Below are 24,297 nucleotides of genomic sequence, written 5' to 3'. Positions count from 1 at the left end.
GGACCAGGAGAACCCATGACCACCCTCGCTCCCACCGCCCCCGCCGCCCCCTCCGTCGACGCGCTCGGGACGGCTGCCGCACGCACGCGCAGCGCGGTGCTCGAACAGCAGATCCGCGAAGCGCCGGGCCGCTTCCGCGTCCTGACCGGTGACCGTCCCACCGGGCGGCTGCACCTGGGGCACTACTTCGGCACCCTGCACAACCGGGTGCGGCTCCAGAACCTCGGGGTGGACCTGTTCGTGATCATCGCGGACTACCAGGTCCTGACGGACCGCGACGTGGCGGACCATCTCACCGAGCACGTCGAGGAGCTCGTCCTCGACCACCTCGCCATCGGCGTCGACCCCGAGCGCAGCACGGTCTTCACCCACAGCGCCGTGCCCGCCCTGAACCAGCTGCTGCTGCCCTTCCTCAGCCTGGTGTCCGTGGCCGAGCTGAACCGCAACCCCACCGTCAAGGACGAGATCGCCCACTCCCGGCAGTCCGCCGTCAGCGGCCTGATGTTCACCTATCCCGTCCACCAGGCCGCCGACATCCTCTTCTGCAAGGCCAATCTCGTCCCGGTCGGCCAGGACCAGCTGCCGCACCTGGAGATCACCCGGACCGTCGCCCGCCGGTTCAACGACCGCTACGGGAACGGCACCCCCGTCTTCCCCGAGCCCGACGCCCTCCTTTCCGATGCGCCGCTGCTGCTGGGAACGGACGGCACCAAGATGAGCAAGAGCCGCGGGAACGCCATCTCTCTGGCCGCCGACGCCGACGAGACGGCCCGGCTGATCAAGGGCGCGAAGACCGACTCCGAGCGCCACATCGCCTACGACCCCGCGGGCCGCCCCGAGGTGGCCTCGCTCCTGCTGCTCGCCGCGCTCTGTCAGGGCCGCACGCCCGAGGAGGTCGCCGCCGGCATCGGCTCCGCCGGGGCCGCCGCGCTGAAGCGGACCGTGACGGAGTCGGTCAACGAGTACCTGGCGCCGATCCGGGCCCGCCGTGCGGAGTACGCACGCGACCGCGCGTACCTCCGCGGGATCCTGCGCGAGGGCAACGAGCGGGCCCGGGCCGTGGCGGACGAGACCCTGAGCGAGGTGCGCACGGCGATGAGGAATCACTACTGACGTATGTTTCCGGCATGGGAACGACGGACGGGACTCTGGACGCCATCGACCGGGCACTGCTCGCCGAGCTCCAGCGGGACGCGACACAGGCGTACACGGTGCTGGGCAAGGCGGTCGGCCTGTCGGCCGGTGCGGCGCACGAGCGGGTGCGGAAGCTGCGGGAGCGCGGCGTCATCCGCCGTACGACGGTGGACGTCGATCCCTCGGCGCTCGGGCAGGACGTGCTCGCGTTCGTCATGGTCGACTCGTCCGCCTGGATCGGGGATTCGGCGGCGGCGTTCGCCGCGATCCCCGAGATCCAGGAGGCGCACGTCATCGCCGGCAGCGCCTCGGTCCTGGTGAAGGTGCGGACCGCGACCACGGTCCGACTCCAGGACGTGCTGCGCCGGTTGTACGCGATCGAGGGCGTGAGCGGCACGCAGGCGACGGTGTCCCTGGAGACCTTCTTCGAGCGGCCGGTCTCCACGGACTGAGATGCGCCGGCCCGTGTCAGCCGGTCACACCGCTCTCCAGGATGCCCTTGAGGGTCATTTCGTCTCTCGGCATCTCCTTCTTCACGTGCGGGCGGACGACAAGGGGGACGAGGGCCTTGCCGATGCCGTGCCCCTCGAAGTCGAGGGAGAGCGTCAGGCGGGAGCGCTCGCCGTCGTCCAGTGGTTCGATGGTGCCCTGGACGTCACCGCGTACGGGGCCGTCGATGCCGTGCACGTGCCAGTGCCTCGGCGGCTCCAGCTCGATGACCTGCATGGTCGAGGTGAACTCCCGCTTGCCGAGCCGCCGTGTGACGGCGACCTTGGAGCCGACCGCGAGGGGGGTGTCGCCGAGCTTGCGGACCGAGACCGCGCTCTCCTGCCACTCGGGCAGATGCGTCGGATCGGTCACGTAGGAGAAGACCTCGGCGGGCTTGCGGGAGATGTCGATGGTTTCCGTGATGGCAGGCATGTCGCCTTCTTCGTTCGACGGAGGCCTCGCCGGAAGCCGGGGCTCCGGCGCGGGCCCGTTGTCGCTTCGTACAAATCGTCCCACTTCGGGCGATGCCAGGCCACCCGCCTGTTCCACGGCGGGATGCCGACGACACGCGCCGACCGTACGCCACGGCGAGCAGACGTCACAGGGAGTGACCGACCACCCGCTTGCCGGTCCCCAGGTTGCGGCTAATGTCGATATATAGGCCATATGTACATCCTCGTTCCCGCGCTCACGAGGTGAGGGAGAGGGGGCGTACGAAAGGAGCCTCCCATGACCCGTACATTGCGGAGCGCGATCGCGCTGGCCGGAGCCGCGGCCCTCTCCCTGGGAGTGGTGGCGACGAGCGCGTCGGCCCTGGGCGCGGGGAGCGAGAAGCAGGGGGACGTCAAGATCGGCCTGCTGCTTCCGGAGAGCAAGACCACCCGGTACGAGAAGTTCGACCGGCCCTACATCGAGCAGAAGATCAAGGAACTGGCGCCCGACGCGCAGATCGACTACTACAACGCCGCGGAGAGCGCCACGACCCAGCAGCAGCAGGTCAACACCGCGCTCGCCAAGGGCGACAAGGTCCTCATCCTCGATGCCGTGGACGCCAAGTCCATCCAGTCCTCCGTCCAGAAGGCGCATGACGCGGGCGTGAAGGTCGTCGCGTACGACCGCCTCGCGCAGGGCCCCGTCGACGCCTACGTCTCGTACGACAACCACAAGGTCGGCGAGCTGCAGGGCAAGGCGCTCCTCGCCGCACTCGGAGACAAGGCCAAGAGCGGCGAGATCGTGATGCACAACGGGTCTCCCACGGACCCGAACGCGGCCCAGTTCAAGGCCGGAGCCCACTCCGTCCTGGACGGCAAGGTGAAGATCGGCAAGGAGTACGACACCCCCAACTGGGACCCGAACAACGCCAACCAGCAGATGTCCGGCGCCATCAGCTCCCTCGGCAAGGACAAGATCGTCGGTGTCTACTCGGCCAACGACGGACTGGCCGCCGGTATCGCGACCGCCCTCAAGGCGGCCGGCATGAACGTGCCCCTGAGCGGACAGGACGCCCAACTCGACGCGATCCAGCGGATCCTGGTGGGCACTCAGACCTTCACGGTCGAGAAGCCCTACAAGCCGGAGGCCGACATCGCCGCCACGATGGCCGTCAACCTGGCCGAGGGCAAGAAGCTCGGTTCCGACCTGGTTCCGACCACCGTCACCAGCGGCAGCGACCACAAGGTCGCGGCCCAGCTGCTCAACCCGGTCGTGGTGAACAAGGACAACATCAAGGACACCGTCGTCAAGGACGGGCTCTACACGGTCCCGGAGATCTGCACTCCGACCTATGCGGCGGCCTGCAAGGACGCCGGTCTCGAATAGCCGCGGACGGCCAAGAGCCGCGGATCGGTTCGCGCGAGCGGAGGAGGCGGTTCCCTTGCCGGAGCCACCCGTGCTCACCCTGCGGGGGATCTCCAAACGGTTCGGCGCGGTGCAGGCGTTGAAGGACTTCGATCTGGAGGTCCACGCCGGCGAGGTCGTCGCCCTCGTCGGCGACAACGGCGCCGGCAAGTCCACCGCCGTCAAGTCGATCGCCGGGGTGAACCCGCCCGACGAAGGCGTCATCGAGTGGCAGGGCCGGAAGGTCTCCATCAACCGGCCCCACGACGCCCAGAACCTCGGCATCGCCACCGTCTACCAGGACCTCGCCCTGTGCGACAACCTGGACGTGGTCGGCAATCTCTTCCTCGGCCGCGAACTGCGGCGCTTCGGCGTCCTGGACGAGGTCCGGATGGAGCAGCGCTCGCGCGAGCTGCTCGACACGCTCTCCATCCGGATCCCCAGTGTCCGGATCCCGGTCGCCTCCCTCTCCGGCGGCCAGCGCCAGACCGTGGCGATCGCCCGCTCCCTGATCGGCGACCCGAAGGTCGTCATCCTGGACGAGCCCACCGCCGCGCTCGGCGTGGAGCAGACCGCCGAGGTCCTCGACCTGGTCGAGCGGCTGCGCGAGCACGGGCTCGGCACCATTCTGATCAGCCACAACATGGTGGACGTGATGGCGGTCGCCGACCGCATCGCCGTCATGCGCCTCGGCCGGAACAACGGCCTCTTCGACAAGCGCGCCACGACCACCGAGGAGATCATCTCCGCCATCACCGGGGCCACCGACAGCGCCGTCACCCGCCGCCAGGCCCGCAAGCGCGAGGAGGAGGGGCGATGAAACGGGACCGCTCCCCCGGCGACGGTGCCACGCAGGAACCGGCACCCGAGGCCATGCCCGCGGTGGACACCCGGCTGCTCGTCCGCGAGGAGGGACTGAAGGGGTATCTCGGGGAGTTCCGCCGCAAGCTGCGCAGCGGAGAGCTGGGTTCACTGCCCGTCGTCGTCGCCGTGATCATCATCTGGACGGTCTTCGGCAGCCTCGACAGCACGTTCCTCTCGGCCCAGAACCTCTCCGACCTCAGTCAGCAGATCGTCGGCACCGGCATGATCGCCATCGGTATCGTCTTCGTCCTGCTGCTCGGCGAGATCGACCTCTCCGTAGGGTCCGTCAGCGGCCTGTGCGCCGCCATCTTCGCCGTGCTCAACGTCCTGAACGGCATGAACGAATGGCTGGCGCTGCTCGTCGCGCTCGTGGGCGGAGCGGCCGTCGGACTCATCCACGGCTTCTTCTTCGCGAAGGTCGGCGTGCCGGCGTTCGTGGTCACCCTCGCGGGCAACCTCTTCTGGAACGGCCTGATGCTCCAGGTCCTGGGCAGCAGCGGCACGGTCAACATCCCGAGCGAGAGCATCGTCTCCAAGCTCTACTCGACGATCTTCCACAGCCCCGCCACGGCCTATGTGACGGCGGCGGTGGGGGTCGGGCTCTTCCTCGCGTCCTCGCTCCTGGACGCGAGACGCCGCCAGGCCGCCCGGGTGCCGTTCCGCCCGGTCGCCGAGATCGTGCTGCGTACGGTGGTCATCGCGGCGATCGCGTTCGTGGCGGCGTACATCCTCAACCAGTACCAGGGGCTTCCGCTCGCCCTCCTCATCTTCCTGATCGTGCTGGTGCTCCTGGACTTCGTGCTGCGCCGCACGACGTACGGGCGGCGGATCTTCGCCGTCGGCGGCAACATCGAGGGCGCCCGCCGCGCCGGCATCAGCGTGCCGTTCGTCCGGATGAGCGTCTTCTCGATCTCCGGGCTCATGGCGGCGGTCGGCGGCATCTTCCTGGCCGGCCAGATCCAGTCCGCGAGCCAGACCTCCGGCGGCGGCAACCTGCTGATGAACGTCATCGCCGCGGCCGTCATCGGCGGCACGAGCCTGTTCGGCGGGCGGGGTTCGGTCTGGTCCGCCCTGCTCGGCGCGCTGGTGATTGGATCCATCCAGTCGGGCATGAACATCATGGGTGTCAGCAACGCCGTCCAGTTCATGATCACCGGAGCGGTCCTGCTGGCAGCCGTGGTCGTCGACTCGCTGTCCCGCCGGAGCCAGAAGGCCGCGGGCCGCGCCTGATCAGGATCCACCGGGCTCCCCCGGGGCCCCCGGGAAGGAGACCTTCATGGAGGAGGGCCGGAAGCCGTCGGAGAGTTCTCGGAAGGGGGAACGTCACGGCCGGGACGAGACCGAGGAGGAGCGGGCCGACCGGCGCTGGCAGGAGCTCATCCAGGAGATCCGGGTGGCGCAGACCGGCGTGCAGATCCTCCTCGGCTTCCTCCTCACCGTCGCGTTCACCCCGCACTTCCAGGGCCTCCCGCAGACCGACAAGACGACCTACATCGTCACGGTCGTCCTCGGATCGCTGGCGACGGGCGCGCTCATCGGCCCCGTCTCCCTCCACCGGATCGTGGCGGGCCGCCGGGTCAAACCCCGGGCGGTCACCTGGGCCTCACGCCTGACCTTCGTCGGTCTGCTCCTGCTCCTGGCGACCCTGACGTCGGCCCTCTTCCTCGTCCTGCGCGTGGTCACGCACGACGCGTACGTCCCCTGGCTGGTCGGCGGCGTGCTCGCCTGGTACCTGGTGTGCTGGTTCGCGCTGCCCCTGTGGATCCGCTCCCGCCACACCAGCGACGAGTGACGCCGTCAGGAGGGCGGGTACGTCGTCAGGAACCGGTGTCCGACGAGCCGGGGCCGATCGTCAGCTCGAAGTCCCCGTCGTACTTCTCGTGGCCCGCGATCACCGCGAGTTCGACGGCCTCCTCCCCTCTCCGCCCCCGGACGATGAGCGGGTCCTTGCGCAGGTCGCGCATGAGCGCCACGCACATCCCGATCATCACGAGCACGAACGGCGCCGCCACCAGGATCGTGAGGTTCTGCAGACCGGCGAGCGCGTCGCCCTGCCCGTCGCCGATGAGCAGCATGATCGCGGCGACCGCGCCGGTCAGCACACCCCAGAAGACGACGACGGGACGGGTCGGTTCGAAGGCTCCGCGCTGCGAGAGCGTGCCCATGACGATGGAGGCGGCGTCCGCGCCCGAGACGAAGAAGATGCCGACGAGGACCATCACGAGCAGGCTCATGGCACCGGCGGCCGGGAACTCCTTCAGGACGCCGAAGAGTTGCCCCTCGGGCGTGGTCTCGCCCGCCAGCGCGCCCTGCTCGCGGAGCTTCATCGCCGTGCCGCCGAAGACGGCGAACCAGACGAGGCTGACGGTGCTGGGGACCAGGATGACTCCGCCGACGAACTGCCGGATGGTCCGGCCCCGGCTGATGCGGGCGATGAACATGCCCACGAAGGGCGTCCAGGAGATCCACCACGCCCAGTAGAAGACCGTCCAGCTGCCCAGCCAGTCATGGATCGCGCCGCCGCTGGTGGCCTCGGTGCGGCCGGCCAGCTGTGGCAGGTCGCCGAAGTAGGCGGCGAGGGAGGTGGGCAGGAGGTCGAGGACGATGATGGTGGGTCCCGCCACGAAGACGAAGACGGCGAGCACCGCGGCGAGCACCATGTTGATGTTGGAGAGCCACTGGATGCCCTTCTCCACCCCGGAGACGGCGGACAGGACGAAGGCCACGGTGAGAACGGCGATGATGGCGACGAGCAGGCCGGTCCCGGTCTTCTCCATCCAGCCGAGCTCCTCGACGCCGCTGCCGATCTGGAGCGCGCCGAGGCCGAGGGAGGCGGCGGAGCCGAAGAGGGTGGCGAAGATGGCCAGGATGTCGATGAAGCGGCCGGGTCCTCCGTATGCCCGCCGCTCGCCCATCAGCGGGACGAAGACGGCGCTGATGGTCTGACGGCGCCCGCGCCGGAACGTCGAGTACGCGATGGCGAGTCCGACGACGGCGTAGATCGCCCACGGGTGGAGCGTCCAGTGGAAGAGCGTGGTGGCCATGGCGGTCTGCATCCGCTCGGCCGAGTCGACGGGATGGGTGCCGGGCGGCGGTGTGCCGTAGTGGGCGAGGGGTTCGCTCACGCCGTAGAACATCAGGCCGATGCCCATGCCGGCGCTGAACATCATGGCGATCCAGGACACCGTACGGAACTCGGGGACCTCGTCCTCCTGGCCGAGGGTGATCCGGCCGTAACGGCTGACGGCGAGCCACAGCGCGAAGACGACGAAGCCGGAGGCGGCGAGCATGAACGCCCAGCCGCCGTTGCGGATCAGCCCGTCGAGCAGGGTCGTGGAGGCGTCCTCCAGGCTCTGGGTGGCCGTGGCTCCCCAGACGACGAAGGCCACGGTGAGGACGGCGGTGACACCGAACACGATGCGGTCGGTGCGGGCGCGGTGAGTGTGCTCGGGGCGGCCGGCACCCGCTCGACGGCCCTCCGACCGCCGGCCGTCCGACCCCTGGTCATCCGGCCTCTGGTCATCCGGCCTCTGGTCATCCGGCCTCTGGTCTTCCGGCAACACAGGCGGCACCTTTCACGGCATTACGGGACAAACAACACGATGTCTCCGTAAGGCAGTACCACAGGTGCGGCCGAACTCGGCGGAGCGACGGCCGAGTCCCGCGTAGAGCGTCGTCCCCCTCCTCGGCCCCCGCTCAGAACACCGGGGATGCGGCGAAGAGTTCGTTCACCCAGTGGGCGCTCGCCTCGGCGCAGCCCTCGTCGGGCGTTCCGGGGAAGAGACGGAACCAGGAGACCGCCCGGCCGAGTGCGGCGAGCCGGGTGGCGAGCGCCGCGGCGCGGCGCAGCTCCGGGAGGGAGGGCCCGAGGTCGGTCCAGGGTTCCAGATAGGCGTCGCGCAGCGGGTGCACGTGTTCGGGGCCGTGGCGGTCGCGGACGGCGCGGGCGGGGACGAGGAGGCTCACGAAGGGGTGGGCGACGTTGGCGTCGCCCCAGTCGAAGAAGGTGAAGCGGCCGGCGGCGGGCGCGAGGAGCTGGGCGTCGTGCAGGTCGCAGTGGTCGAGCGAGTCCGGGATCCCGTACGCGTCGAGCTCGGCGCACCAGTCGAGGAGCCGGGGGCGCTGGTCCCGGAGGGCGCGGCGGGCGTCCGTGGTCAGGGTGGCGTTGCCCTCGACGAGGCCGTCGAAGATGTCCGGCAGCTGGGCGGTGCGGCCGCCGGGCACGCCGAGGGCGGTCATCCGGTCCGTGTACGAGGTCAGGGCCCGCTGCATCCTCGCGTACTGGCCGAGCGCCTCGGCCCAGGACTCCGGCCCGGCACCGCCGGCGTCGAGGACGTTCCGGAAGAGGGGCCCGCCGTCGGGCAGCAGCGACCAGCCCCGGGCGGCGTCGACCGCGAACGGTGTCACGACGTGCTCGGGCACCCAGTCGGCGAGCGCGCCGCCGAGGGCGGCCTCGAAGGCGGCGTCGGGGGCGCTCGCCTTGAACCACACGGCCTCGCGCTCTCCGGCCCCGGTCCGGAAGCGGACGAGGATCGACCAGGGCCGCACCCGGACCTCACGGGGCCCGGTCTCCTCCAGGCCGTGCCGGTCGAGCTCGCGCTCCGACCAGCCGAGGGCGTCGGCCCGCCAGGCCTCGTCCTCCCAGGGGGTGACCGCGTCGGCGAACTGCCCGCGGTCGACCGTCATGGATGTCGCTCGTCGCATGGGGCGATTCCACCACCGGGGCGGAGGCGGCGCACGCGAATATCCGGGGGCGAGCACGGGCGAGAGAAGCAGCTCTGGAGATATTCGTATACCAAACCGAGGACCAGGACGACCAGGGCGTCATGAATTTCAGCAGCTCCCATGACCTCCTTGATCTTTACCCTTGTCGACCCTTGGCGGCTTGGTATACAAAACGGGGAGTCGTCGGCCCACTCCCCCAGGAGCTCCCATGTGCCTCGAAGCCACCCCGCCGCCCTCCCGCTCGCTGACCCGCCGTGGTGTCCTGGCCGGTGCGGCCGCGCTCGCCGGCACGGTGGCCGCGTCCGGGACGGCGGCGGCCGCCGCGTCCTCGACGGGCGCGGCCCGGGGCGACGGAACTCCGGGCGGAGGCGATCTGGTGATCCGGGGCGGCACCCTCCTGGACCCCGCCACCGGCGAGGTCACCGAGAACGCCGTCGTGGTGATCGAGGGCGGAACGGTGCGCGCGGCGGGCCGCGAGGGCACCGTCACCGTGCCGCAGGGCGTCACGGCCCTCGACGCGGACGGCCACTGGGTGCTGCCCGGCCTCGTGGACGCGCACATCCACCTCAGCACCGCCGCCGAGGCGCGCGACGCCGTGCGTAAGGGCGCGACCAGCGCGCGCAGCGGATCCACCACCTTCTACCAGGACATCGCCGTCCGCGAACTCGCCCGGCACAGCCCGGAACTCGCCCCCCGCCTGACGGCCGCCGGCGTGTTCGTCACCCCGGACCTCGGCGACACCGTCCTCGCCGACCCGGACCTCACGCCGCTCGCGCGCCTCAAGGAGGGTGTGCGGTCGGCCGAGGCGCTGCGCCGCGTCGTCGAGGTGAACCTCTCCCGCGGCGCCGATGTCATCAAGACCCGCGTCAACGAACGCGCCGGGCTGCCGGAACAGGACCCGCTGGCCCAGGTGTACTCGTACGAGCAGCTCGCCGAGATCGTCGCCGCCGCCCGGAGGCGCGGCAAGGGGGTCCTCTGCCACAGCTACAGCGAGCGGGGCTGCCACGACGCCGTCACGGCCGGCATCCGCTCGCTGGAACACGGCGCGTTCGTCGGCGAGCGCACGCTGGCCGAAATGCGCCGCAGGGGTACGTACTTCACCCCGACCCTCACGGCCATCGCGGGCCTCGCCGAGTCCACGAACCCCGTCCTCGCCGAACGCGGCCGCACCTACCTTCCGGTCCTGAAGCGGGCCGTCCTCGCCGCGCACGAACTCGGCGTCCCGCTCGCCGCGGGCACCGACTCGTCCGGCGGCACCGTGCGGCCGATCGGGCGCGAGGTGGAGCTGATGCGCGCGGCCGGCCTGCCGGCGCTCGACGCGATCCGCACCGCGACGACCGGCGCGGCGCGGCTCCTCGGCGTGGAGCGCACGGTGGGCCGCCTCGCCCGCGGCTTCGCGGGCGACGCGATCCTGGTGGCCGGCGACCCGCTGAACGACGTGACGCTCCTGAAGCAGCCGACCCGTGTGGTACGAGCGGGCCTCGCGCTCTGACCGCGCCACGGCGCCGCCCTGGCGCGGCCCCGCCCGCGGCTTCGCCGCTGTCCCGTCCCGTACCACCCCACCCGCGGCTTCGCCCCGCCCCGTGACGCCCCATCCACCCACCCGAGGAGCCCCCATGCCCGCCCTCTCCCGCCGCACCATGCTCGCCGGTGCCGCCGCACTGGCCGGAGCCACGGCCACGGCGGCCGGCGCCGCCCCCGCCCAGGCGGCCAGTGCCGACCGGGCCCAGGCGGCGACCGCCGACCGGACCGCCGGGCACCGTTCCAGGACGGTGGTGTTCCGCGACGTGCGCCCGTTCGGCGCCGCGAAGGCCACGGATCTCGTGGTCGTCGACGGCCGGATCTCGGACGGCCCCGCGCCGCACGGCGCGAAGGTCGTCGACGGCGGCGGCCGCATCGCGCTCCCGTCCCTCGTCGACGCGCACATCCACCCCGACAAGACCACCTGGGGCGGCTCCTGGGTGAGCCGGCGGCCGGCCTCCGCCATCGCCGACTACGTCGCGCAGGACGTGGAGCTGTTCCGCGCCCAGCGCCGCCCCGTCGGCGAGCGTGCCTACGGCCTGATGAGCCACGCCGTCGCCCGCGGCACCCGCGGGATGCGGGCCCACGCCGACGTGGCCCCGGCCTACGGCCTGGCCGGGGTCGAGGGCGTCGCGGAGGCCCGCGAGCGGCTGCGCCACGCCCTGGACGTGCAGATCGTGGCGTTCCCGCAGCACGGCGTGATCCGCACCCCGGGCACGGCGGCGCTCCTGGAGAAGGCGGCGCGCGAGGGCCTGATCGACATGATCGGCGGCATCGACCCGATCGGCTTCGACCAGGCGCTCGACGAGCAGCTCGACGTCGTGTTCGGCATCGCGGACCGGCACGGCGTCGGCGTGGACATCCACCTCCACGACCGCGGCGAGAAGGGCATGCGGGCGATGCGCGGCATCGTCGAGCGCACCCGCGCCCTCTCCCTCGCCGGCAAGGTCACCGTCAGCCACGTCTTCTGTCTTCCGGGCCTGACGGACCGTGAACTCGGCACCATAGCGACCGACTTGGGGGAGCAGGACATCGCGCTGACGACGGTCGCGCCGTCCGACTCCCTGGTGCTGCCGATCGCCCGGCTGCGCGAGCACGGCGTACGGGTCGGGCTCGGCTCCGACGGTGTGCGCGACTCCTGGAGCCCGTTCGGCGACGCGGACATGCTGCACCGCGCGCACATCCTGGGGTGGGTGACGGACGTACGCCTCGACGACGAGCTCAACGAGTGCTACCGGGTCGCGACCCACGGCGGCGCGGACGTCATGGGGCTCGCCCACGCCGACTTCCGGCCCGGCGCCCCGGCCGACTTCGTCCTGGTGCGCGGCGAGTGCCTGCCGCAGGTCGTCGTCGACATGCCGCGCCGGGACGTGGTCGTGCACGGTGGTGCGGTCGTGGCCCGCGACGGGGAGTTCCTCGCCTGAGGCGACCGGAGGACCGGCCCGCGGGTGTGTCTCCGACCTCGTCGGAGACACACCCGCGGATCCGATCTACAGGTACGGCCGCGTGATCAGCTCGATCGCGTGCCCGGAGGGGTCCTTGAAATAGACCCCACGGCCGCCGTGTTCCGTGTTGGTCTCACCCGGGCGCTGCATCTGCGGATCGGCCCAGTGCTCGACGCCGCCCTCGCAGAGGCGCTGGTACGCCCGGTCGAAGAGCTCGTCGTCGAGCAGGAACGCGTAGTGCTGCATCTGGATGTCCACCGGGGGTTCGGCGAACTGGAGCAGGACCCCGTCGGCGAGCTGGATGTTGAGGAAGGGGCCCCAGGACGGTGCCTCGGGGAGTTCCAGCAACTCGCGGAAGAAGCGCGCGGACTCGTCGCGGTTCTTGGACGCGATGATGGTGTGGTTGAACGTGACTGCCATGTGGATGACCTCGCTTGTGATTCGACACGTGGAAGGGACTCGCAGTGCTGCCGCACTGGGGGGTCCTCGTGCCGAACCGCCGGGGTGCCTGTCGCGCACCCGCTCGGCGATCAGTCGTCCACCGGATCGCCCGTCTGTGCATGGCGTATCGCCGGTCCGGTGTTCATGAAGGGGGACGCTACGTGATCGAACCGGGCTCGGACAAGGCGAGGCGCCCGGTTCCAGCCCGGAAATGACCGAAATCGCATGCCGGCTGCATGCGACTCCGCCACCACCCGGGGCTTGGCACCGCGTACCGTCACGCGTGGCCCGTCACGAACTCCCGGTCGCCGTACCGCACTTCCGCACGGTCCCAGTCGGCGCCGAGGGCGGTGGCGAACCTGTGGGCCAGCGGCAGGTCGTCGACCGGGGCGACGAGGACGAGCCGCCCGTCGAGGGTGACGGAACCGCCGCCCAGCCTGTCGCGGGCCTCCGGGTCCGCGACGAGCGCCTCGCGCAGGCTGCCGACCCGGACGCCGGGGACCTCGATCTCGACCGCGTCGGTCTCCGGCGACGTGCGCGGCAGGCAGCGGAAGGTGAGCACCGCCTCCTGGTGGTACTGCTTGGCGATGACGCCGGCGATGTGGTGGAGCCCGTCGCGGCCGACCCTCTCGACGTCGAACTCGCGGGACCGCTCGTACGTCGCCTGCTTCAGCTCCTCGGACCAGAACACGCCGTTCAGCAGCTCCGAGTCCCCCGGCCGTGCCCCGTGGGCGCGGATGATCTGCCGTACCTCGTGGCCGAACCGGGTGAGCCGGGCGTTCAGCCGGGGGTCGTCGGGGTCCGTGATGATCGCGGTGTTGTCGGTCGCGAAGATCTCCGCCGCCGGACAGTCCTGCGCGTCGTGGCTCGCGTACGCGCTCGGCGCACCCACGACACCGAGCAGCAGGGCGGCGACGGCGGAGGCGAGAAGGCGGGCAGGTCGGCCGGTGGTCACGTTGTTCATGGCGTGATCAACGAGCCCTGAGGGACATCGGCACGGGGTGGGTGGCGGACGAGTACGCGTGGGCACCGGCCATCCCGCGCCCGTGTGCACCGGGCCCGGGATGCCGGCGGTGTGGGCCCTGCCCCGGATCGGCCCGGGCACATCGGGTCAGGTCAGGCGACGACCTTGAGGGTCTTGGCCTCGCCGTACGTGTCGAGGGTCTTGAACAGGGCCTTGATGTGGTCCGGGCGCAGCTTCACGCAGCCGAGGGACTTGTAGTCGCGGTCGCCGCGCCACTGCGAGGCGCCGTTCACGGTCATGCGGCTGTGGATGAAGAGCTCGTCCCGGTTGGCGCCCCTGTCGCCCTTGCACTTCTTGTCGGCGAGGCGGATCGCGTACCCCTTGATCGCCTTGCCGTTGTGGGTCTTGGTGCGGAAGGGGATGGCGTACGTGCCGTTCGGCAGCCATCCGCCGCTCCTGCCCTTGCCGACCTGGCAGGGGTTGGTGGTCGTGCCCGAGCCCGCACGCCACTGTCCGAGCACGCGCTTGCCGAGGTAGGCCGTGAGCTTGGAGTACGTGGGGTTCTTCGGGTTCTTGTCGAAGACGAGCGTCACCCGGCCGCCCGCGGCCCGGGCCTGAGGGGCGGTGGGCGCGGCGTTGGCGGCGGTGCCCGCGGGGGCGGCCAGAGCGAGGGCGAGGACGGTGGAGGCGAGGGCGAGGGCGCGTGTCCTGGAACGGAGCATGATCGTTCTTCTCCTGTCAGACGGTGGGAACGCCGGGGCCGTCGATCGGCCCGGCGGAATCAGACTCCCGGGGGCGGGGCGGTGGCGGCAGTACCTTCGCCGGGTCGGCTCACCCGGCGTCGTTTCGTCCCGGTCCCGCGACCGGCTCACTTCTCTGACCTGCGGTTTCGGTCGGTCGTGGGACGGCGGAGGGATGACGATGGGTGAGGCGTTCGACGCGACGGGCGGCGGCACGGCCCGCGAGGAGCTCGCCCGCCGGATCGGTGCGGCGTGGACGCGGTCGGGCTGTCTGGCGCAGGAGCGGATCGAGGCGCGGCTCAAGTCCCGTTTCGCCGGCCGGAACATGCGGGGCCTGAGCGATTCCAGCTTCAACCGCTACAAGGACCCGGAGGCGACCGCCTTACCGGACCCGGAGGTGCTGGCGGCGCTTGCCGAGCTCTTCGGGGTCGGGGCCGAGGAGGCGGGGCGGTGGGCGCGGCTGCTGGACGAGGCCCGGGCCGAGGCGCGTCGGCGCAGGGCCGCGGTACGGGGGACGAAGGCGCTCCTGGAGCCACCGGGTGCTGCCGGAGCGGGGTCGAACACCGACCCGACGGAGGCGTCCGCCGGTCAACCCCGGCCGGTCGAACCGACGGAGGCGTCCGCCGAGCAACCCCAGCCGGTCGAACCGACGCAGGCGTCCCCCCGGCAGCCCGCACCCGCTGTCGCGGACCGGCACGACGCGCGCGACCAGGCGCCCACGCGGGGGCGGAATGCCACCGGGCGCCGGGCGCTCATGGGCGCCGTCGCGCTGGCGGCGGTCGTCGCGACCTGGGCCGCCGCCCACCTGCCGTCCTCACCGGCCGGCGGCCGGGCGCCGGGCGCGGCGGCGGGCGGGAAGGCGTCGGAGGGACCCGTCGCGGCAGGGGGAGCGCCGGTGGGGCCGCCCGCGGTCACCGGGACGGCGGCCCCGGGACCGATGACGGGCGACTACCGCTGCGGCAAGGTGCGGGCCGTCGAGCACGCCGCCTGGAGCGCCTGCAGCCAGATCCTCGACGACGGCGACACCTTGCGGTTCGCCGTGCGGATCGACAACCCGGGCAGTCGCTCCGTGACCGTACGCGCGCGCCTGTCCTGGGTGCGGAGCCGTGTCGTGACGCCCTGTCCCGCCCCCTGGGGCACCGGCGTGCGCCTGACGGTCCCCGCCGGCCGGTCCGCCGTCACGCCGCTCGACGCCTGCCCCCGGAAGACCACGCGTCCGAGTGCGTACCAGGCGATGGCCTGGGTGATCGCCGAGACGGACATGGACTGGGGAGCGCGGGAGACCTCCATGACCGTGCACGTCCTGCCGGACCGCTACCGGTGGAACGACCAGCTCCCCTGATGTGTCCAGCCGTGTGCGGTGGGCCCGTCGGGTGGTTCAGCCGTTCGGGAGGATGACCGCGCGGCCGTTGATCCGTCCCTCGTGCAGCCGCTCGTACGCCTCGGGCGCCTCGTCCAGGCCGTAGGTCTCGACGTGGACGTCGACGGCGCCGGTCCGGGCCAGGTCGAGGACCTCGATCAGCTCGGCGCGGGTGCCCCAGTACGGGGAGGCGACGGAGACCTCGTACGGCAGTGAGCCGAAGCCGACGGGCAGGGTGCCGCCGCCGAGGCCGACGAGGGTGACGTCGCCCTCCACCGCGGCCATCGCGCCGGCGGCCGTCACCGTGGGCTGGACGCCCACGAGGGAGCGCTTGATGGCGTGGTACGGGGTGAGGCCGGCGTCCGTGAGCGGGACGGTCCGCACCGGGTCGAGGTCGCCGAGCGGCACCAGGTGGCGGGGGCTGTCGACGAGCAGGTACTCGGCGATGGCGCCGGGCGCGCCGAGCCCGGGCGCCCGATGCCGAGCTCCGCGGCCCGCAGACAGTAGTTCTCCTTGCCCTGGGCGCACATGAGGCAGGCGCCGCAGCCCCAGGGGCCGTACACGGCGACGGGGTCCCCGACGTCGAACCCCTCGGCGCCGGGGCCGAGGGCGGCGACGGTGCCGACGCCCTCGTGACCGAGGGTCAGGGGCAGCGGGAAGGGCAGCTGCTCGGCCGGCCGGCTCATCACGGCGATGTCGGAGTGGCAGACCCCGGCCGCGGTCACCTTGAGGAGCACCTGTCCCGGCCCGGGTTCGGGGTCGGGGACGGTGACGACCTCGGGCGGGGAGCCCACGGTGCGGTACTGAAGTGCCTTCATGACGTCGATCCGTACCCCCTGGGCAGGTGTTCGAGTGCCGCCGTCCCGGTGTGGCCCGCGGGCCGGTCCCGCGGGGCCGCGCGCGGTGGGCGCGGATGACGAGTTCTCGCCAAGGGCCCACTCCTCCGCGCCGCTCGGTGCAAAGTGGGGCGGATCGCCCGCGGGCCGATGGAGGCCCCAGCGAAGGGAGTGGTGCCGTGCTGTCCGACTTCTTCGACCGGCTCCGACGCGGCGGCAAGGGTTCCGGCGGGCGCGGTCCGGCGACGACGCCCGCGAACCTCGTCCTCGACGCCGACTTCTCCTCCGCCGAGCAGTGGGTCGCGGGCCACTCGTGGGCCTATCCCGACGGCGGACCGACGAACCAGGGGGACAACAAGCTCGACCACCTGGTGGAGGACCCCTCGTACAGCCGGTCGGGCACCTTCCGGGCCACCCGCAGGACCGACGGCCTGTGGGACGCGGGGCTGCTGACGACGGAGGGCAGCGCGGAGGGGTTCCTGGTGCGGGCGGGCGACGTCCTGGAGGCCCGGGTGCGGCTGCCCGTGGAGACGGGCGCCTGGCCGGCGATCTGGACCTGGCTCGACGGCGGCCAGGAGATCGACGTCTTCGAGTACCACCCCGACAACCCGGACCTCCTGGAGCTGTCGAACCGGGTTCGGGGCCGGTACCTCTACTTCCGGGACCCGGCGGTCCAGCCGGGGGCGTGGGTGGACCTCCGGGTCTCGTTCGGGGCGCGCTCCGTGGTGTGGTGGGTCAACGGAGCGCGTGTCTTCGACGACCGCCGCGGGGTGGGGCGCTCCTGGCGGGCCCATCTCATCGTCAACCTCTCGGTCTGCGCGGGCCGGTACCACCCGGCGCCCGACCCTGACGCGACGGAGATGTCGTACGAGGTGTCGCAGCTGCGCGTGTACCGGGACTGAGCACCGTCCCTGACGCCGAGGCAGCCGATCGACCGGCCATCGGCGCCTCCAAGGGCCCGGCCGCCCGCTGGCGGCGACGGGTGTTGCGTAGGCTCGAACGGAGCGTTCCGCGGAGCCCCCGCACGCGCCGTCCCTACGACGAGGAGGACCCTGTGAGCACCGCCGGAGAAGGACGGCAGCAGCTGGACGAGGCCAGCGTCCTCAACGCGAAGAGGACGCTCCTCCAGCTGCTCGCCAGGGCGGGGGTCTGGTCCGGCGACGCCGAGGAGCTGATCGGGTTCGTCGAGGCGGGCGCGCTGGCCCTCGCGTACGAGGAGATCGGCGGGGCCGAGCGGAGCGCGCCCGAGGGGAAGGGCGAGGCGTACGCCGCCGGGTGGCTCGACGGGGTGCGGGCCGTCACCGACGAGCTGGGCGCCGTCTCCGAGCGGGCGCTGCGGCACGCCGTCGCGGCGGATCCGTCGGCCGCGTCTCCGGACGACCGGCCTCCCGTCGGGCGGACGGAGCTGGAGCGGACCAAGGTGGCGGTGACCCCGCTCTACCTCTCCTTCACGGATGTCTCCGACCTCGACCCGGAGGTCACCGAGCAGGTGCTCCGGGCCCTGCTCGGGACGATGAGCTCGCGTCAGCGGGCCGGGTACGCGGGACGGCTGACGGAGTTCACCTCGGTCCACCGGGCGCGCCTGGAGCGGCTGTACGCCGAGTACGGGCCGGGCAGCGCGATCGCGATCCACGGCCGGTACTCCCTCATCCACTCCCCCACCAGCGTCGCCGTCCTGGAGCGGCTCGCCAGCGCACCGGCGGACCTGCACGAGGAGTGGGACGCCGCCGAGCTTCCGCCGGCGTGGCTGGACGGGCTGACGACGGCGTGGGAGGCCACGGGCTGACGGCGGTTCACGTGACGGGCACTCGGCGGGGGCCTGGCATACCGGACCAGGGGCAGATAGGTTAGGCTCACCTAACAAGCGCCTCGCGATGGCCGCTGTCTCGGCATCCACCTGCCTGGAGAGGCGTCGAGCGGGGCGTCAGCACACCTCTGCCCGGAGACAAGGATCCGCCATGCCTGCAGTGTTCACCCCCTTCCGCCGCCGCGTCCTCGTGGCGGGTGCCGCCGCGGTCTCGCTCGGCCTCATGGTGACCGGGTGCGGCTCGGACGACAAAAAGGACGAGACGAAGGACTCGGCGGCCAAGGCTCCGGCGGGCGCGTTCCCCGTCACCATCAAGAGCGCCCTCGGCGAGGCCGTCATCAAGGAGAAGCCGAAGCGCGTCGTCACCCTCGGCCAGGGCTCCGCCGAGACCGCCATCGCCCTCGGCAACGTCCCCGTCGGCATCGAGAGCTACCCCTGGGGCAGCGACAAGACCGGCTACCTGCCGTGGATCCACGACGCCGTGACGAAGGCCGGCGCCACGCTGCCCAAGCAGTTCGACGGCGGCGAGGAGCTCGACATCGAGGCCATCACCGAGCTGGAGCCCGACGTCATCCTCGCCCCCTGGTCGGGCATCACGCAGAAGCAGTACGACCTCCTCAAGGACATCGCGCCGACCGTCGCCTACCCCGACAAGGCGTGGAGCACCGACTGGGACCAGCAGATCGAGATCGTCGCCAAGGCGCTCGGCCAGCCGGAGAAGGCCAAGGAGCTCACCTCCAAGATCGACAAGCAGCTCGCCGACGCCGCCGCCACGCGCCCGAACTACAAGAACGTCACGTTCTCGTACATCTACAACACCGGCCCCGGCACCCTCGGCGTCTTCAAGCCCGAGGAGCAGCGCGTCGCGATGGTCTCCAAGCTGGGCCTCAAGGTCGACCCGGTCGTGAACACCTTCAAGGAGACCGAGGGCACCGACTCCGCCCTCATCGGCCTGGAGAACGCCAACAAGCTCTCCAAGAGCGACATCGCCTTCACCTTCTACATGGACGACAAGTCCCGCAAGGAGATCGAGGCGCAGCCGCTGTACGCGGCCATCCCCGCCGTCAAGAAGGGCGCGCTCGTCCACAGCAACGACCAGCCCTTCGTCACCGCCTCGTCGATGATCAACCCGCTGACGGTGCCGTACAGCATCGAGCGGTACCTCCCGATGATCGACAAGGCCGTCGCCAAGGCCGGGAAGTAGCAGCGGGCCCCGAGCGTGACCACTCTCTCCCGGATCGGCCAGGGCCCCGCCGTCGTACGGCGGGGCCCTGCCCGGCACTTCGCAGCCGCCGCCCTGTGCCTGATCCTGCTCGCCCTCGCGGTCCTCGCCAGCGTCATGTTCGGCAGCAAGCCGACGTCCGCGTCCGACGTCCTCCGGGTCGTCACCGGTGACGGCGACGGCTACGTCCGCACCGTCGTCGAGAGCCGCTACCCGCGCACCGCGCTCGGCCTGCTCGCCGGGCTCTGCCTCGGCGTCGCGGGCACGCTGATGCAGGGCATCACCCGTAATCCGCTCGCCGAGCCGGGACTTCTCGGCATCAACGCGGGCGCGTCCGCCGCGATCGTCGCCGCGACCGCGTTCCTCGGCGCCTCCGGGCAGCGGGAGAACATCTGGTGGGCCCTCGCCGGCGCCCTGGCGACCGGTGTGATCGTCCACCTGATCGGCACGGCCGGCGGCGGCAGCGGGCCGGTCCGCCTGGTGCTCGCCGGCGCGGTGCTCTCCGCCGTCCTCGCCGCGTTCATCCAGGCAGTCGCGCTGTCCCGGCCGCAGGTCTTCGACACGTACCGCTACTGGGTCGTGGGGGCGCTCGGCGGGCGCGGCTTCGACGCCTTCTGGGCGGTCCTGCCGTTCGCCGCCGTCGGCTTCGTCCTCGCGGTGCTGCTCGCGCCCGGGCTCAACGCCATGGCGATGGGCGACGACAAGGCCGCCTCCCTCGGTATCAGCCCCGCGCGCGTCAAGGGCGCCGGGCTCCTCGCCGCGACGCTGCTCAGCGCCGCCGCGACGGCCGCCGTCGGCCCCATCGCCTTCGTCGGGCTCGCCGTGCCGCACCTCGTCCGGGCGCTCGTCGGCGCCGACTTCCGGCTGCAGATCCTCTTCACCTCGCTCGCGGGTCCCACGCTGCTGCTCTTCGCCGACGTCGTCGGCCGGGTGCTGCTCCGCCCGCAGGAGCTGATGGTCGGCGTCGTCACCGCCTTCGTCGGCGCGCCCGCCCTGCTCTTCGCCGTCCGACGCATGAGGGGAGCGGCATGAAGACCGCCGAGCGGATCGACAACACCCCGGCCCCGACGGTGTCGCGGCCCGTACGGCCCCCGGGCCGGAGCCTGCTGCGGATCGGGCCCTGGGTCGCGATCCCCGTACGACGCCCCACCGTGATCGCCGCCCTGGTGACGCTGCTGCTGCTCCTCGGGGCGGCCGTGGCGACCCTCTCCCTGGGCCGGCTCGGCATCGACCCGGCCGACCTTCCGTCGGCGCTCATGGGCGAGGCCACCGGCAAGAACGCCTTCGTGCTGAACCGGCTGCGCGGCCCGCGGCTCGTCGTCGCCATCGCCACCGGAGCGGCCTTCGGCCTGTCCGGGGCCCTCTTCCAGTCCGTCACCCGCAACCCGCTGGGCAGCCCCGACGTGATCGGTCTCGGCGCGGGATCCGGGGCGGGCGCCGCGGCGGCCGCGCTGTTCTTCCCGGACGTCGTGCCGGTGCCCGTCGGCGCGCTGCTCGGCGCGGTGGTCGCCATGGCGGTCGTCTACCTGTCGACCGGGACCGGCTTCCGCAACCCGGGACGCCTGGTCGTGGCCGGCATCGGCGTGGCCGCGATGTCGACGGCCCTCACCCAGTACGTCGTGTACGCCGTCGAGCGGGACAAGGCCAGCGCGCTGACCGCGTACATCAACGGCAGCCTCGCCGCCCGCTCCTGGGACGACGCGACGACGATCTGGGTGGTGCTGCTCGTCTGCCTGCCGCTCGCGGCGCTCCTCGCGCGGCCCCTGAGCATCGGCGAGATGGGCGACGACCTCTCGACCGGCCTGGGCGCCCGCCCGGCCCGCACCGCGACGGCGGCGGTCACGCTGTCGATCGTCCTGTCCGCCGGTGCCGTCAGCGTCGCGGGACCGATCGCCTTCATCTCCCTGACGGCACCGCAGATCGCCAAGCGGGTCACCCGCAGCGGCGGCCCGCACCTGGTCATGTCGACGCTGCTCGGCGCCCTGCTCCTGGTCCTCGCCGACCTCACCGCCCAGCAGCTGCCGCTCTTCGACAACCTGCCGGTCGGCCTGTACACGATGGCCGTCGGAGGCGCGTACCTCGGCTATCTCCTGCTGCGGGAGTGGAAGCGCCCGGCCTGACCGGTGGGTGCACCGAGGAGGGGGACCGCTGTGCGGTGCCCCTCCTTCCGCTGTCAGCCGAGCGGCTCGCCCGCGCGCAGGTTCCAGCGGCCGGCGCGGCCGCTGAGGTGGACGGCGGTCAGCGGGCGGACGTCCAGGCGCCAGGCCGTGGCGTCCGGTGCCGCGAGGGCGTGGACCATCGCGGCGCGGACCACGTCGGGTTCGACGACGGCGGTCACGCGTCCGGAGCCGTCCCGGAGTCCGTCGAGCCAGGCGCCGACCCGGACGCGCAGGTCGCGCAGCGACTCCCCGCCGTGCGGGGCCGCGGTCGGATCGGACAGCCAGGCGGACACGGCGGCCTCCTCGGCGGCCGCGACGGCCATCAGGGTCTGTCCGCGCCACCGGCCCATGGCGCAGCCCGCGAGTGCGTCCACGCTCTCCGCCGGCAGGCCCAGGGCCTCCGCCGTGCCGCGGCAGCGCGGGGACGGCGAGCAGTACGCGCGCGGGGACGGGTCGACGGCGGACCCGACGGCCTCGGCGCGGGCGACGCCCGCGGGGTCGAGAGGAGCGTCGTCGTCGAACCGGACCTCGCGCAGCGCCTCGTTCGTCGCGGGCGAGATCAGCGTCAACCGTAGTGTCATCGGGTTCCTTTGCGGCGGACGGAAGGTGAACGAGGAGGGGGCGGGCGGGACTCTACCGGGGGCGTACGAAGGTGATGCGCGCCTCACGCCCTTGGCGGCGGTCCTCGCGCGCGGTACCGTCAGGCGACATTTGAACAGCGTGACGACGGCGAGACGGAAGTCCGGTGAGAATCCGGCACGGTCGCGCCACTGTATGCCGAGGCGTCCCCGAGGGTGGCGTCACGGTGAGTCAGACCCGTGGACCGTCGTCCTGCACCACCGTCTGGGACGCGAGTTCCCGCAGGAGGTTCCATCATGGCCGAGGCCGTCGTCTCCGCTGCTGTTTCCACCCCTTCCGTCGCCGTTCCGGCTCCGCTGCCCGTGCGCGCCGTACTGCCCTGGGCCTTCTTCGTCGGGCTCCTCGCGCTGATCGCGCTGTACTTCGTGGGTGCCGAGCAGGGTGCCACCTCCCTGATCGCGGGCACCGACGTGCACGAGTGGGTGCACGACGGTCGCCACCTGCTCGGCTTCCCGTGCCACTGAGGGGCGACCGCACCATGCACGCCTCGACTGTCAGATCCCTCCTGGTCCGCGGCATGCTCGCGGGCCTGATCGCCGGGCTCTTCGCCTTCGCCGTGGCCTACGCGGTGGGTGAGCCGCCCGTGAACGGTGCGATCGCCGTGGAGGAGGCCCAGGCCGCGCACGAGGCCCACGCCCACCACCACGGCGAGGCCGCAGCATCGGCCGCCGAGCCCGCCGAGGAAGAGGAGGTCGTCAGCCGCTCCGTCCAGTCGACCTTCGGCCTCGCCACCGGCGTCCTCGTGTACGGGGTGGCGCTCGGCGGCATCGCCTCGCTCGCGTTCTCGTTCGTGCTGGGCCGCGTCGGCCGGTTCAGCCCGCGCGCGACGGCGGCGCTCACCGCCGGCGCCGCTTTCACCACGGTCTATCTGGTGCCGTTCCTCAAGTACCCGGCGACCCCTCCGGCCGTCGGGAATCCGGACACCATCGGGAAGCGCACCACCCTGTTCTTCCTGATGATCCTGCTCAGCGTCCTCCTCGGGATCGCGGCCGTGATCGCCGGGCGCCGGCTCGCGCCGCGCCTGGGGAACTGGAACGCGACCCTGGCGGCCGGCGCCGGGTTCGTCGTCGTCACGGCCGTCGCCTTCGCGGTCCTGCCGGACAACGACGACGCCGTCGCCGCGGGCTTCCCGGCCGCGCTGCTCTGGGAGTTCAGACTCGCGTCGCTCGCCATCCAGGCGGTGCTGTGGACGGTGTTCGGCATCGTCTTCGGCGTCCTCGCGCAGAAGGCGCTGGCGGCCCGGACGGCGGCCGCCGACACGGAGGCCCGACTCGGGGCTCCGGCCGCCGGCTGACCGGCGAACATCTCCACGACGACGCCCCGCCCACCGAGAGGTGGGCGGGGCGTCGTCGTCATTCACTAGAAGAGGTTCAGCCTGAGCCGGAGCTGACAGCCACCGGAGCGGTCGTCGGTGTCGATGCGGATGGGGACTTCGCGGTTGTTGCCCGCGGGGCTGAAGACGCCCGGGAGCGGCAGGGCGTTCCCGCACTGGGCACGGTCGCCGTCCGAGGTGTAGTTGATGTAGAGCGTTGTGGTGCCTGGAGCCGTGAGGGCGAACGTGAGAACGCATCCGCCCGGCCGGTTGTCGGTGTCGATCCGGACGACGTCGCCGAAGGTCCGGGACGTCTTCGTGATCGGCAGCTGGTGGGTGCCCTGGTTTCCGCATTGGGCGGGGTCGCCGCCGGGGGTGGCCCTGAAGGTGTAGGTGGCGGCCACACCCCTGAGTTCGTCCTGCGGATCGTAGAGGCCGAACGCGAGTCGGCAGCCGCCGGGGCGGGAGTCGGTGTCGAAGCGGATCGCCTCGGTCACCTGCCCGTCGAACACCCACTGCTCGCCCGTTCTTCCACCGCACTGCCCGGGGTTTCCGTCCGGATTGAACTGGACGCCGATCTGCGCGGCAACGAGCCGTTCGGCGCGGGCCTGAGCGAGGGGCGCCGGAACGACACTCGCCGCGGCCACCGTCGCGGCAGCGGCCGAAAGCACCAGAGCCTTCCGTGTGATGCCCTTCATGGCATCGATTCCCTTCCGTCCGAGAAGCAGGATCCACCGGGAGTGCAGGATTCCGGAACGCCGGGCGTCCCGAGCCCGCGACTGGCCGATCAAGGAAGGGCACGC

The 24,297-nt window shown here is 72.0% G+C and carries 24 protein-coding genes, 1 pseudogene and 1 riboswitch; of the genes and pseudogenes, 16 read left to right on the top strand and 9 right to left on the bottom strand.

Features of this window, described 5'->3' with window-relative positions; translation table 11 throughout:
• The first annotated feature begins 15 nt into the window (after window positions 1-15).
• Entirely contained in the window at window positions 16-1,113 is a 1,098-nt protein-coding gene (trpS, locus tag AB5J54_RS36630) for a tryptophan--tRNA ligase (RefSeq protein ID WP_369148240.1), read from the top strand.
• A gap of 35 nt (window positions 1,114-1,148) precedes the next feature.
• Entirely contained in the window at window positions 1,149-1,586 is a 438-nt protein-coding gene (locus AB5J54_RS36625; protein WP_369149575.1) for an Lrp/AsnC family transcriptional regulator, read from the top strand.
• Window positions 1,587-1,602: 16 nt separating this feature from the next.
• Here the strand turns inward: AB5J54_RS36625 and AB5J54_RS36620 are convergent, their stop codons facing one another.
• Complete coding sequence (locus tag AB5J54_RS36620; protein WP_369148239.1) at window positions 1,603-2,055, bottom strand: SRPBCC family protein; 453 nt, start codon at window positions 2,053-2,055, stop codon at window positions 1,603-1,605.
• A 297-nt stretch (window positions 2,056-2,352) separates the two neighbouring features.
• Between AB5J54_RS36620 and AB5J54_RS36615 the strand changes: the two genes are divergently transcribed.
• Genes AB5J54_RS36615 through AB5J54_RS36600 form a run of 4 tightly spaced genes read left to right on the top strand, consistent with a single transcriptional unit; the run spans window position 2,353 to window position 6,115 of the window.
• Window positions 2,353-3,441 (top strand): substrate-binding domain-containing protein, encoded by a 1,089-nt coding sequence (locus AB5J54_RS36615; RefSeq protein ID WP_369148238.1) that lies wholly within the window; start codon window positions 2,353-2,355, stop codon window positions 3,439-3,441.
• A 55-nt stretch (window positions 3,442-3,496) separates the two neighbouring features.
• A complete protein-coding gene (locus AB5J54_RS36610) occupies window positions 3,497-4,279 on the top strand; it encodes an ATP-binding cassette domain-containing protein (protein ID WP_369148237.1) in 783 nt (260 codons plus the stop codon).
• The gene (locus AB5J54_RS36605; protein WP_369148236.1) at window positions 4,276-5,553 is read left to right on the top strand and encodes a sugar ABC transporter permease; all 1,278 of its coding nucleotides are present in this window, start codon (window positions 4,276-4,278) and stop codon (window positions 5,551-5,553) included. The genes AB5J54_RS36610 and AB5J54_RS36605 overlap by 4 nt, the downstream gene beginning before the upstream one ends.
• A gap of 46 nt (window positions 5,554-5,599) precedes the next feature.
• Entirely contained in the window at window positions 5,600-6,115 is a 516-nt protein-coding gene (locus AB5J54_RS36600) for a DUF6328 family protein (RefSeq protein ID WP_369148234.1), read from the top strand.
• A 25-nt stretch (window positions 6,116-6,140) separates the two neighbouring features.
• On the opposite strand, the gene AB5J54_RS36595 is transcribed toward AB5J54_RS36600, so the two are convergent.
• Together AB5J54_RS36595 and AB5J54_RS36590 are read right to left on the bottom strand one after the other, a co-directional pair.
• Window positions 6,141-7,739 (bottom strand): BCCT family transporter, encoded by a 1,599-nt coding sequence (locus AB5J54_RS36595; RefSeq protein WP_369148233.1) that lies wholly within the window; start codon window positions 7,737-7,739, stop codon window positions 6,141-6,143.
• Window positions 7,740-8,019: 280 nt separating this feature from the next.
• A complete protein-coding gene (locus tag AB5J54_RS36590; protein WP_369148232.1) occupies window positions 8,020-9,027 on the bottom strand; it encodes an aminoglycoside phosphotransferase family protein in 1,008 nt (335 codons plus the stop codon).
• Between the two features lie 229 nt (window positions 9,028-9,256).
• On the opposite strand from AB5J54_RS36590, the gene AB5J54_RS36585 reads away from it, so the two are divergent.
• Both AB5J54_RS36585 and AB5J54_RS36580 read left to right on the top strand, forming a co-directional pair.
• A complete protein-coding gene (locus AB5J54_RS36585) occupies window positions 9,257-10,540 on the top strand; it encodes an amidohydrolase family protein (protein ID WP_369148231.1) in 1,284 nt (427 codons plus the stop codon).
• A 124-nt stretch (window positions 10,541-10,664) separates the two neighbouring features.
• Window positions 10,665-11,993: an amidohydrolase gene (locus AB5J54_RS36580; protein ID WP_369148229.1), complete on the top strand. Its 1,329-nt coding sequence runs from the start codon at window positions 10,665-10,667 to the stop codon at window positions 11,991-11,993.
• Between the two features lie 66 nt (window positions 11,994-12,059).
• On the opposite strand, the gene AB5J54_RS36575 is transcribed toward AB5J54_RS36580, so the two are convergent.
• The 3 genes from AB5J54_RS36575 to AB5J54_RS36565 all read right to left on the bottom strand — a co-directional run bounded on the left by AB5J54_RS36575 (window position 12,060) and on the right by AB5J54_RS36565 (window position 14,141).
• Complete coding sequence (locus AB5J54_RS36575; protein WP_369148228.1) at window positions 12,060-12,434, bottom strand: VOC family protein; 375 nt, start codon at window positions 12,432-12,434, stop codon at window positions 12,060-12,062.
• A 298-nt stretch (window positions 12,435-12,732) separates the two neighbouring features.
• Window positions 12,733-13,419, bottom strand: coding sequence for a hypothetical protein (locus AB5J54_RS36570; protein WP_369148227.1), 687 nt, complete (start codon window positions 13,417-13,419; stop codon window positions 12,733-12,735).
• Window positions 13,420-13,571: 152 nt separating this feature from the next.
• A complete protein-coding gene (locus AB5J54_RS36565) occupies window positions 13,572-14,141 on the bottom strand; it encodes a L,D-transpeptidase (RefSeq protein ID WP_369148226.1) in 570 nt (189 codons plus the stop codon).
• 199 nt (window positions 14,142-14,340) lie between these two features.
• Here AB5J54_RS36565 and AB5J54_RS36560 point away from each other — a divergent pair, with 199 nt between their 5' ends.
• Window positions 14,341-15,501, top strand: coding sequence for a hypothetical protein (locus AB5J54_RS36560; protein ID WP_369148225.1), 1,161 nt, complete (start codon window positions 14,341-14,343; stop codon window positions 15,499-15,501).
• A 36-nt stretch (window positions 15,502-15,537) separates the two neighbouring features.
• Here AB5J54_RS36560 and AB5J54_RS36555 read toward each other — a convergent pair.
• Window positions 15,538-16,337: pseudogene (locus tag AB5J54_RS36555) on the bottom strand (alcohol dehydrogenase catalytic domain-containing protein).
• Window positions 16,338-16,534: 197 nt separating this feature from the next.
• Here AB5J54_RS36555 and AB5J54_RS36550 point away from each other — a divergent pair.
• The 5 genes from AB5J54_RS36550 (at window position 16,535) to AB5J54_RS36530 (ending at window position 21,504) form a co-directional block, all read left to right on the top strand.
• On the top strand, window positions 16,535-17,257 hold the full coding sequence (locus AB5J54_RS36550; protein ID WP_369148224.1) for a beta-glucanase: 723 nt from the start codon (window positions 16,535-16,537) through the stop codon (window positions 17,255-17,257).
• A gap of 152 nt (window positions 17,258-17,409) precedes the next feature.
• Window positions 17,410-18,141 carry a hypothetical protein gene (locus AB5J54_RS36545; RefSeq protein ID WP_369148223.1) on the top strand — a complete coding sequence of 244 codons (732 nt, stop codon included), beginning with the start codon at window positions 17,410-17,412 and terminating at the stop codon, window positions 18,139-18,141.
• Window positions 18,142-18,313: 172 nt separating this feature from the next.
• On the top strand, window positions 18,314-19,366 hold the full coding sequence (locus AB5J54_RS36540) for an iron-siderophore ABC transporter substrate-binding protein (RefSeq protein ID WP_369148222.1): 1,053 nt from the start codon (window positions 18,314-18,316) through the stop codon (window positions 19,364-19,366).
• A 93-nt stretch (window positions 19,367-19,459) separates the two neighbouring features.
• The gene (locus AB5J54_RS36535; protein WP_369149574.1) at window positions 19,460-20,416 is read left to right on the top strand and encodes a FecCD family ABC transporter permease; all 957 of its coding nucleotides are present in this window, start codon (window positions 19,460-19,462) and stop codon (window positions 20,414-20,416) included.
• Window positions 20,413-21,504 carry a FecCD family ABC transporter permease gene (locus AB5J54_RS36530; protein WP_369148221.1) on the top strand — a complete coding sequence of 364 codons (1,092 nt, stop codon included), beginning with the start codon at window positions 20,413-20,415 and terminating at the stop codon, window positions 21,502-21,504. The genes AB5J54_RS36535 and AB5J54_RS36530 overlap by 4 nt, the downstream gene beginning before the upstream one ends.
• 53 nt (window positions 21,505-21,557) lie before the next feature.
• On the opposite strand, the gene AB5J54_RS36525 is transcribed toward AB5J54_RS36530, so the two are convergent.
• Window positions 21,558-22,124 carry a histidine phosphatase family protein gene (locus AB5J54_RS36525; protein WP_369148220.1) on the bottom strand — a complete coding sequence of 189 codons (567 nt, stop codon included), beginning with the start codon at window positions 22,122-22,124 and terminating at the stop codon, window positions 21,558-21,560.
• A gap of 155 nt (window positions 22,125-22,279) precedes the next feature.
• A riboswitch (cobalamin riboswitch) is annotated at window positions 22,280-22,359 on the top strand.
• Between the two features lie 59 nt (window positions 22,360-22,418).
• Between AB5J54_RS36525 and AB5J54_RS36520 the strand changes: the two genes are divergently transcribed.
• Together AB5J54_RS36520 and AB5J54_RS36515 are read left to right on the top strand one after the other, a co-directional pair.
• Window positions 22,419-22,646, top strand: a complete 228-nt coding sequence (locus AB5J54_RS36520; protein WP_356904422.1) for a CbtB-domain containing protein — start codon at window positions 22,419-22,421, stop codon at window positions 22,644-22,646.
• 14 nt (window positions 22,647-22,660) lie between these two features.
• Window positions 22,661-23,476 carry a CbtA family protein gene (locus AB5J54_RS36515; protein ID WP_369148218.1) on the top strand — a complete coding sequence of 272 codons (816 nt, stop codon included), beginning with the start codon at window positions 22,661-22,663 and terminating at the stop codon, window positions 23,474-23,476.
• A 65-nt stretch (window positions 23,477-23,541) separates the two neighbouring features.
• On the opposite strand, the gene AB5J54_RS36510 is transcribed toward AB5J54_RS36515, so the two are convergent.
• Entirely contained in the window at window positions 23,542-24,192 is a 651-nt protein-coding gene (locus AB5J54_RS36510; protein WP_369148217.1) for a hypothetical protein, read from the bottom strand.
• Window positions 24,193-24,297: the final 105 nt, after the last annotated feature.

The sequence above is a fragment of the Streptomyces sp. R44 genome, assembly GCF_041053105.1.
Classification (GTDB): Bacteria; Actinomycetota; Actinomycetes; order Streptomycetales; family Streptomycetaceae; genus Streptomyces.
The sequence above is the reverse complement of the archived record's forward strand: the minus strand, read 5'-3'. Positions and strand labels throughout refer to the sequence as shown.

Bases quoted from the DNA above. Each gene is read 5' to 3' on its own strand.
- AB5J54_RS36570 (WP_369148227.1), bottom strand. From the start codon at position 13,419: ATGAACAACGTGACCACCGGCCGACCTGCCCGCCTTCTCGCCTCCGCC.
- AB5J54_RS36575 (WP_369148228.1), bottom strand. From the start codon at position 12,434: ATGGCAGTCACGTTCAACCACACCATCATCGCGTCCAAGAACCGCGAC.
- AB5J54_RS36515 (WP_369148218.1), top strand. From the start codon at position 22,661: ATGCACGCCTCGACTGTCAGATCCCTCCTGGTCCGCGGCATGCTCGCG.
- trpS (WP_369148240.1), top strand. From the start codon at position 16: ATGACCACCCTCGCTCCCACCGCCCCCGCCGCCCCCTCCGTCGACGCG.
- AB5J54_RS36580 (WP_369148229.1), top strand. From the start codon at position 10,665: ATGCCCGCCCTCTCCCGCCGCACCATGCTCGCCGGTGCCGCCGCACTG.
- AB5J54_RS36590 (WP_369148232.1), bottom strand. From the start codon at position 9,027: ATGCGACGAGCGACATCCATGACGGTCGACCGCGGGCAGTTCGCCGAC.
- AB5J54_RS36600 (WP_369148234.1), top strand. From the start codon at position 5,600: ATGGAGGAGGGCCGGAAGCCGTCGGAGAGTTCTCGGAAGGGGGAACGT.
- AB5J54_RS36530 (WP_369148221.1), top strand. From the start codon at position 20,413: ATGAAGACCGCCGAGCGGATCGACAACACCCCGGCCCCGACGGTGTCG.
- AB5J54_RS36510 (WP_369148217.1), bottom strand. From the start codon at position 24,192: ATGAAGGGCATCACACGGAAGGCTCTGGTGCTTTCGGCCGCTGCCGCG.
- AB5J54_RS36615 (WP_369148238.1), top strand. From the start codon at position 2,353: ATGACCCGTACATTGCGGAGCGCGATCGCGCTGGCCGGAGCCGCGGCC.
- AB5J54_RS36525 (WP_369148220.1), bottom strand. From the start codon at position 22,124: ATGACACTACGGTTGACGCTGATCTCGCCCGCGACGAACGAGGCGCTG.
- AB5J54_RS36605 (WP_369148236.1), top strand. From the start codon at position 4,276: ATGAAACGGGACCGCTCCCCCGGCGACGGTGCCACGCAGGAACCGGCA.
- AB5J54_RS36560 (WP_369148225.1), top strand. From the start codon at position 14,341: ATGGGTGAGGCGTTCGACGCGACGGGCGGCGGCACGGCCCGCGAGGAG.
- AB5J54_RS36520 (WP_356904422.1), top strand. From the start codon at position 22,419: ATGGCCGAGGCCGTCGTCTCCGCTGCTGTTTCCACCCCTTCCGTCGCC.
- AB5J54_RS36565 (WP_369148226.1), bottom strand. From the start codon at position 14,141: ATGCTCCGTTCCAGGACACGCGCCCTCGCCCTCGCCTCCACCGTCCTC.
- AB5J54_RS36620 (WP_369148239.1), bottom strand. From the start codon at position 2,055: ATGCCTGCCATCACGGAAACCATCGACATCTCCCGCAAGCCCGCCGAG.
- AB5J54_RS36585 (WP_369148231.1), top strand. From the start codon at position 9,257: ATGTGCCTCGAAGCCACCCCGCCGCCCTCCCGCTCGCTGACCCGCCGT.
- AB5J54_RS36540 (WP_369148222.1), top strand. From the start codon at position 18,314: ATGCCTGCAGTGTTCACCCCCTTCCGCCGCCGCGTCCTCGTGGCGGGT.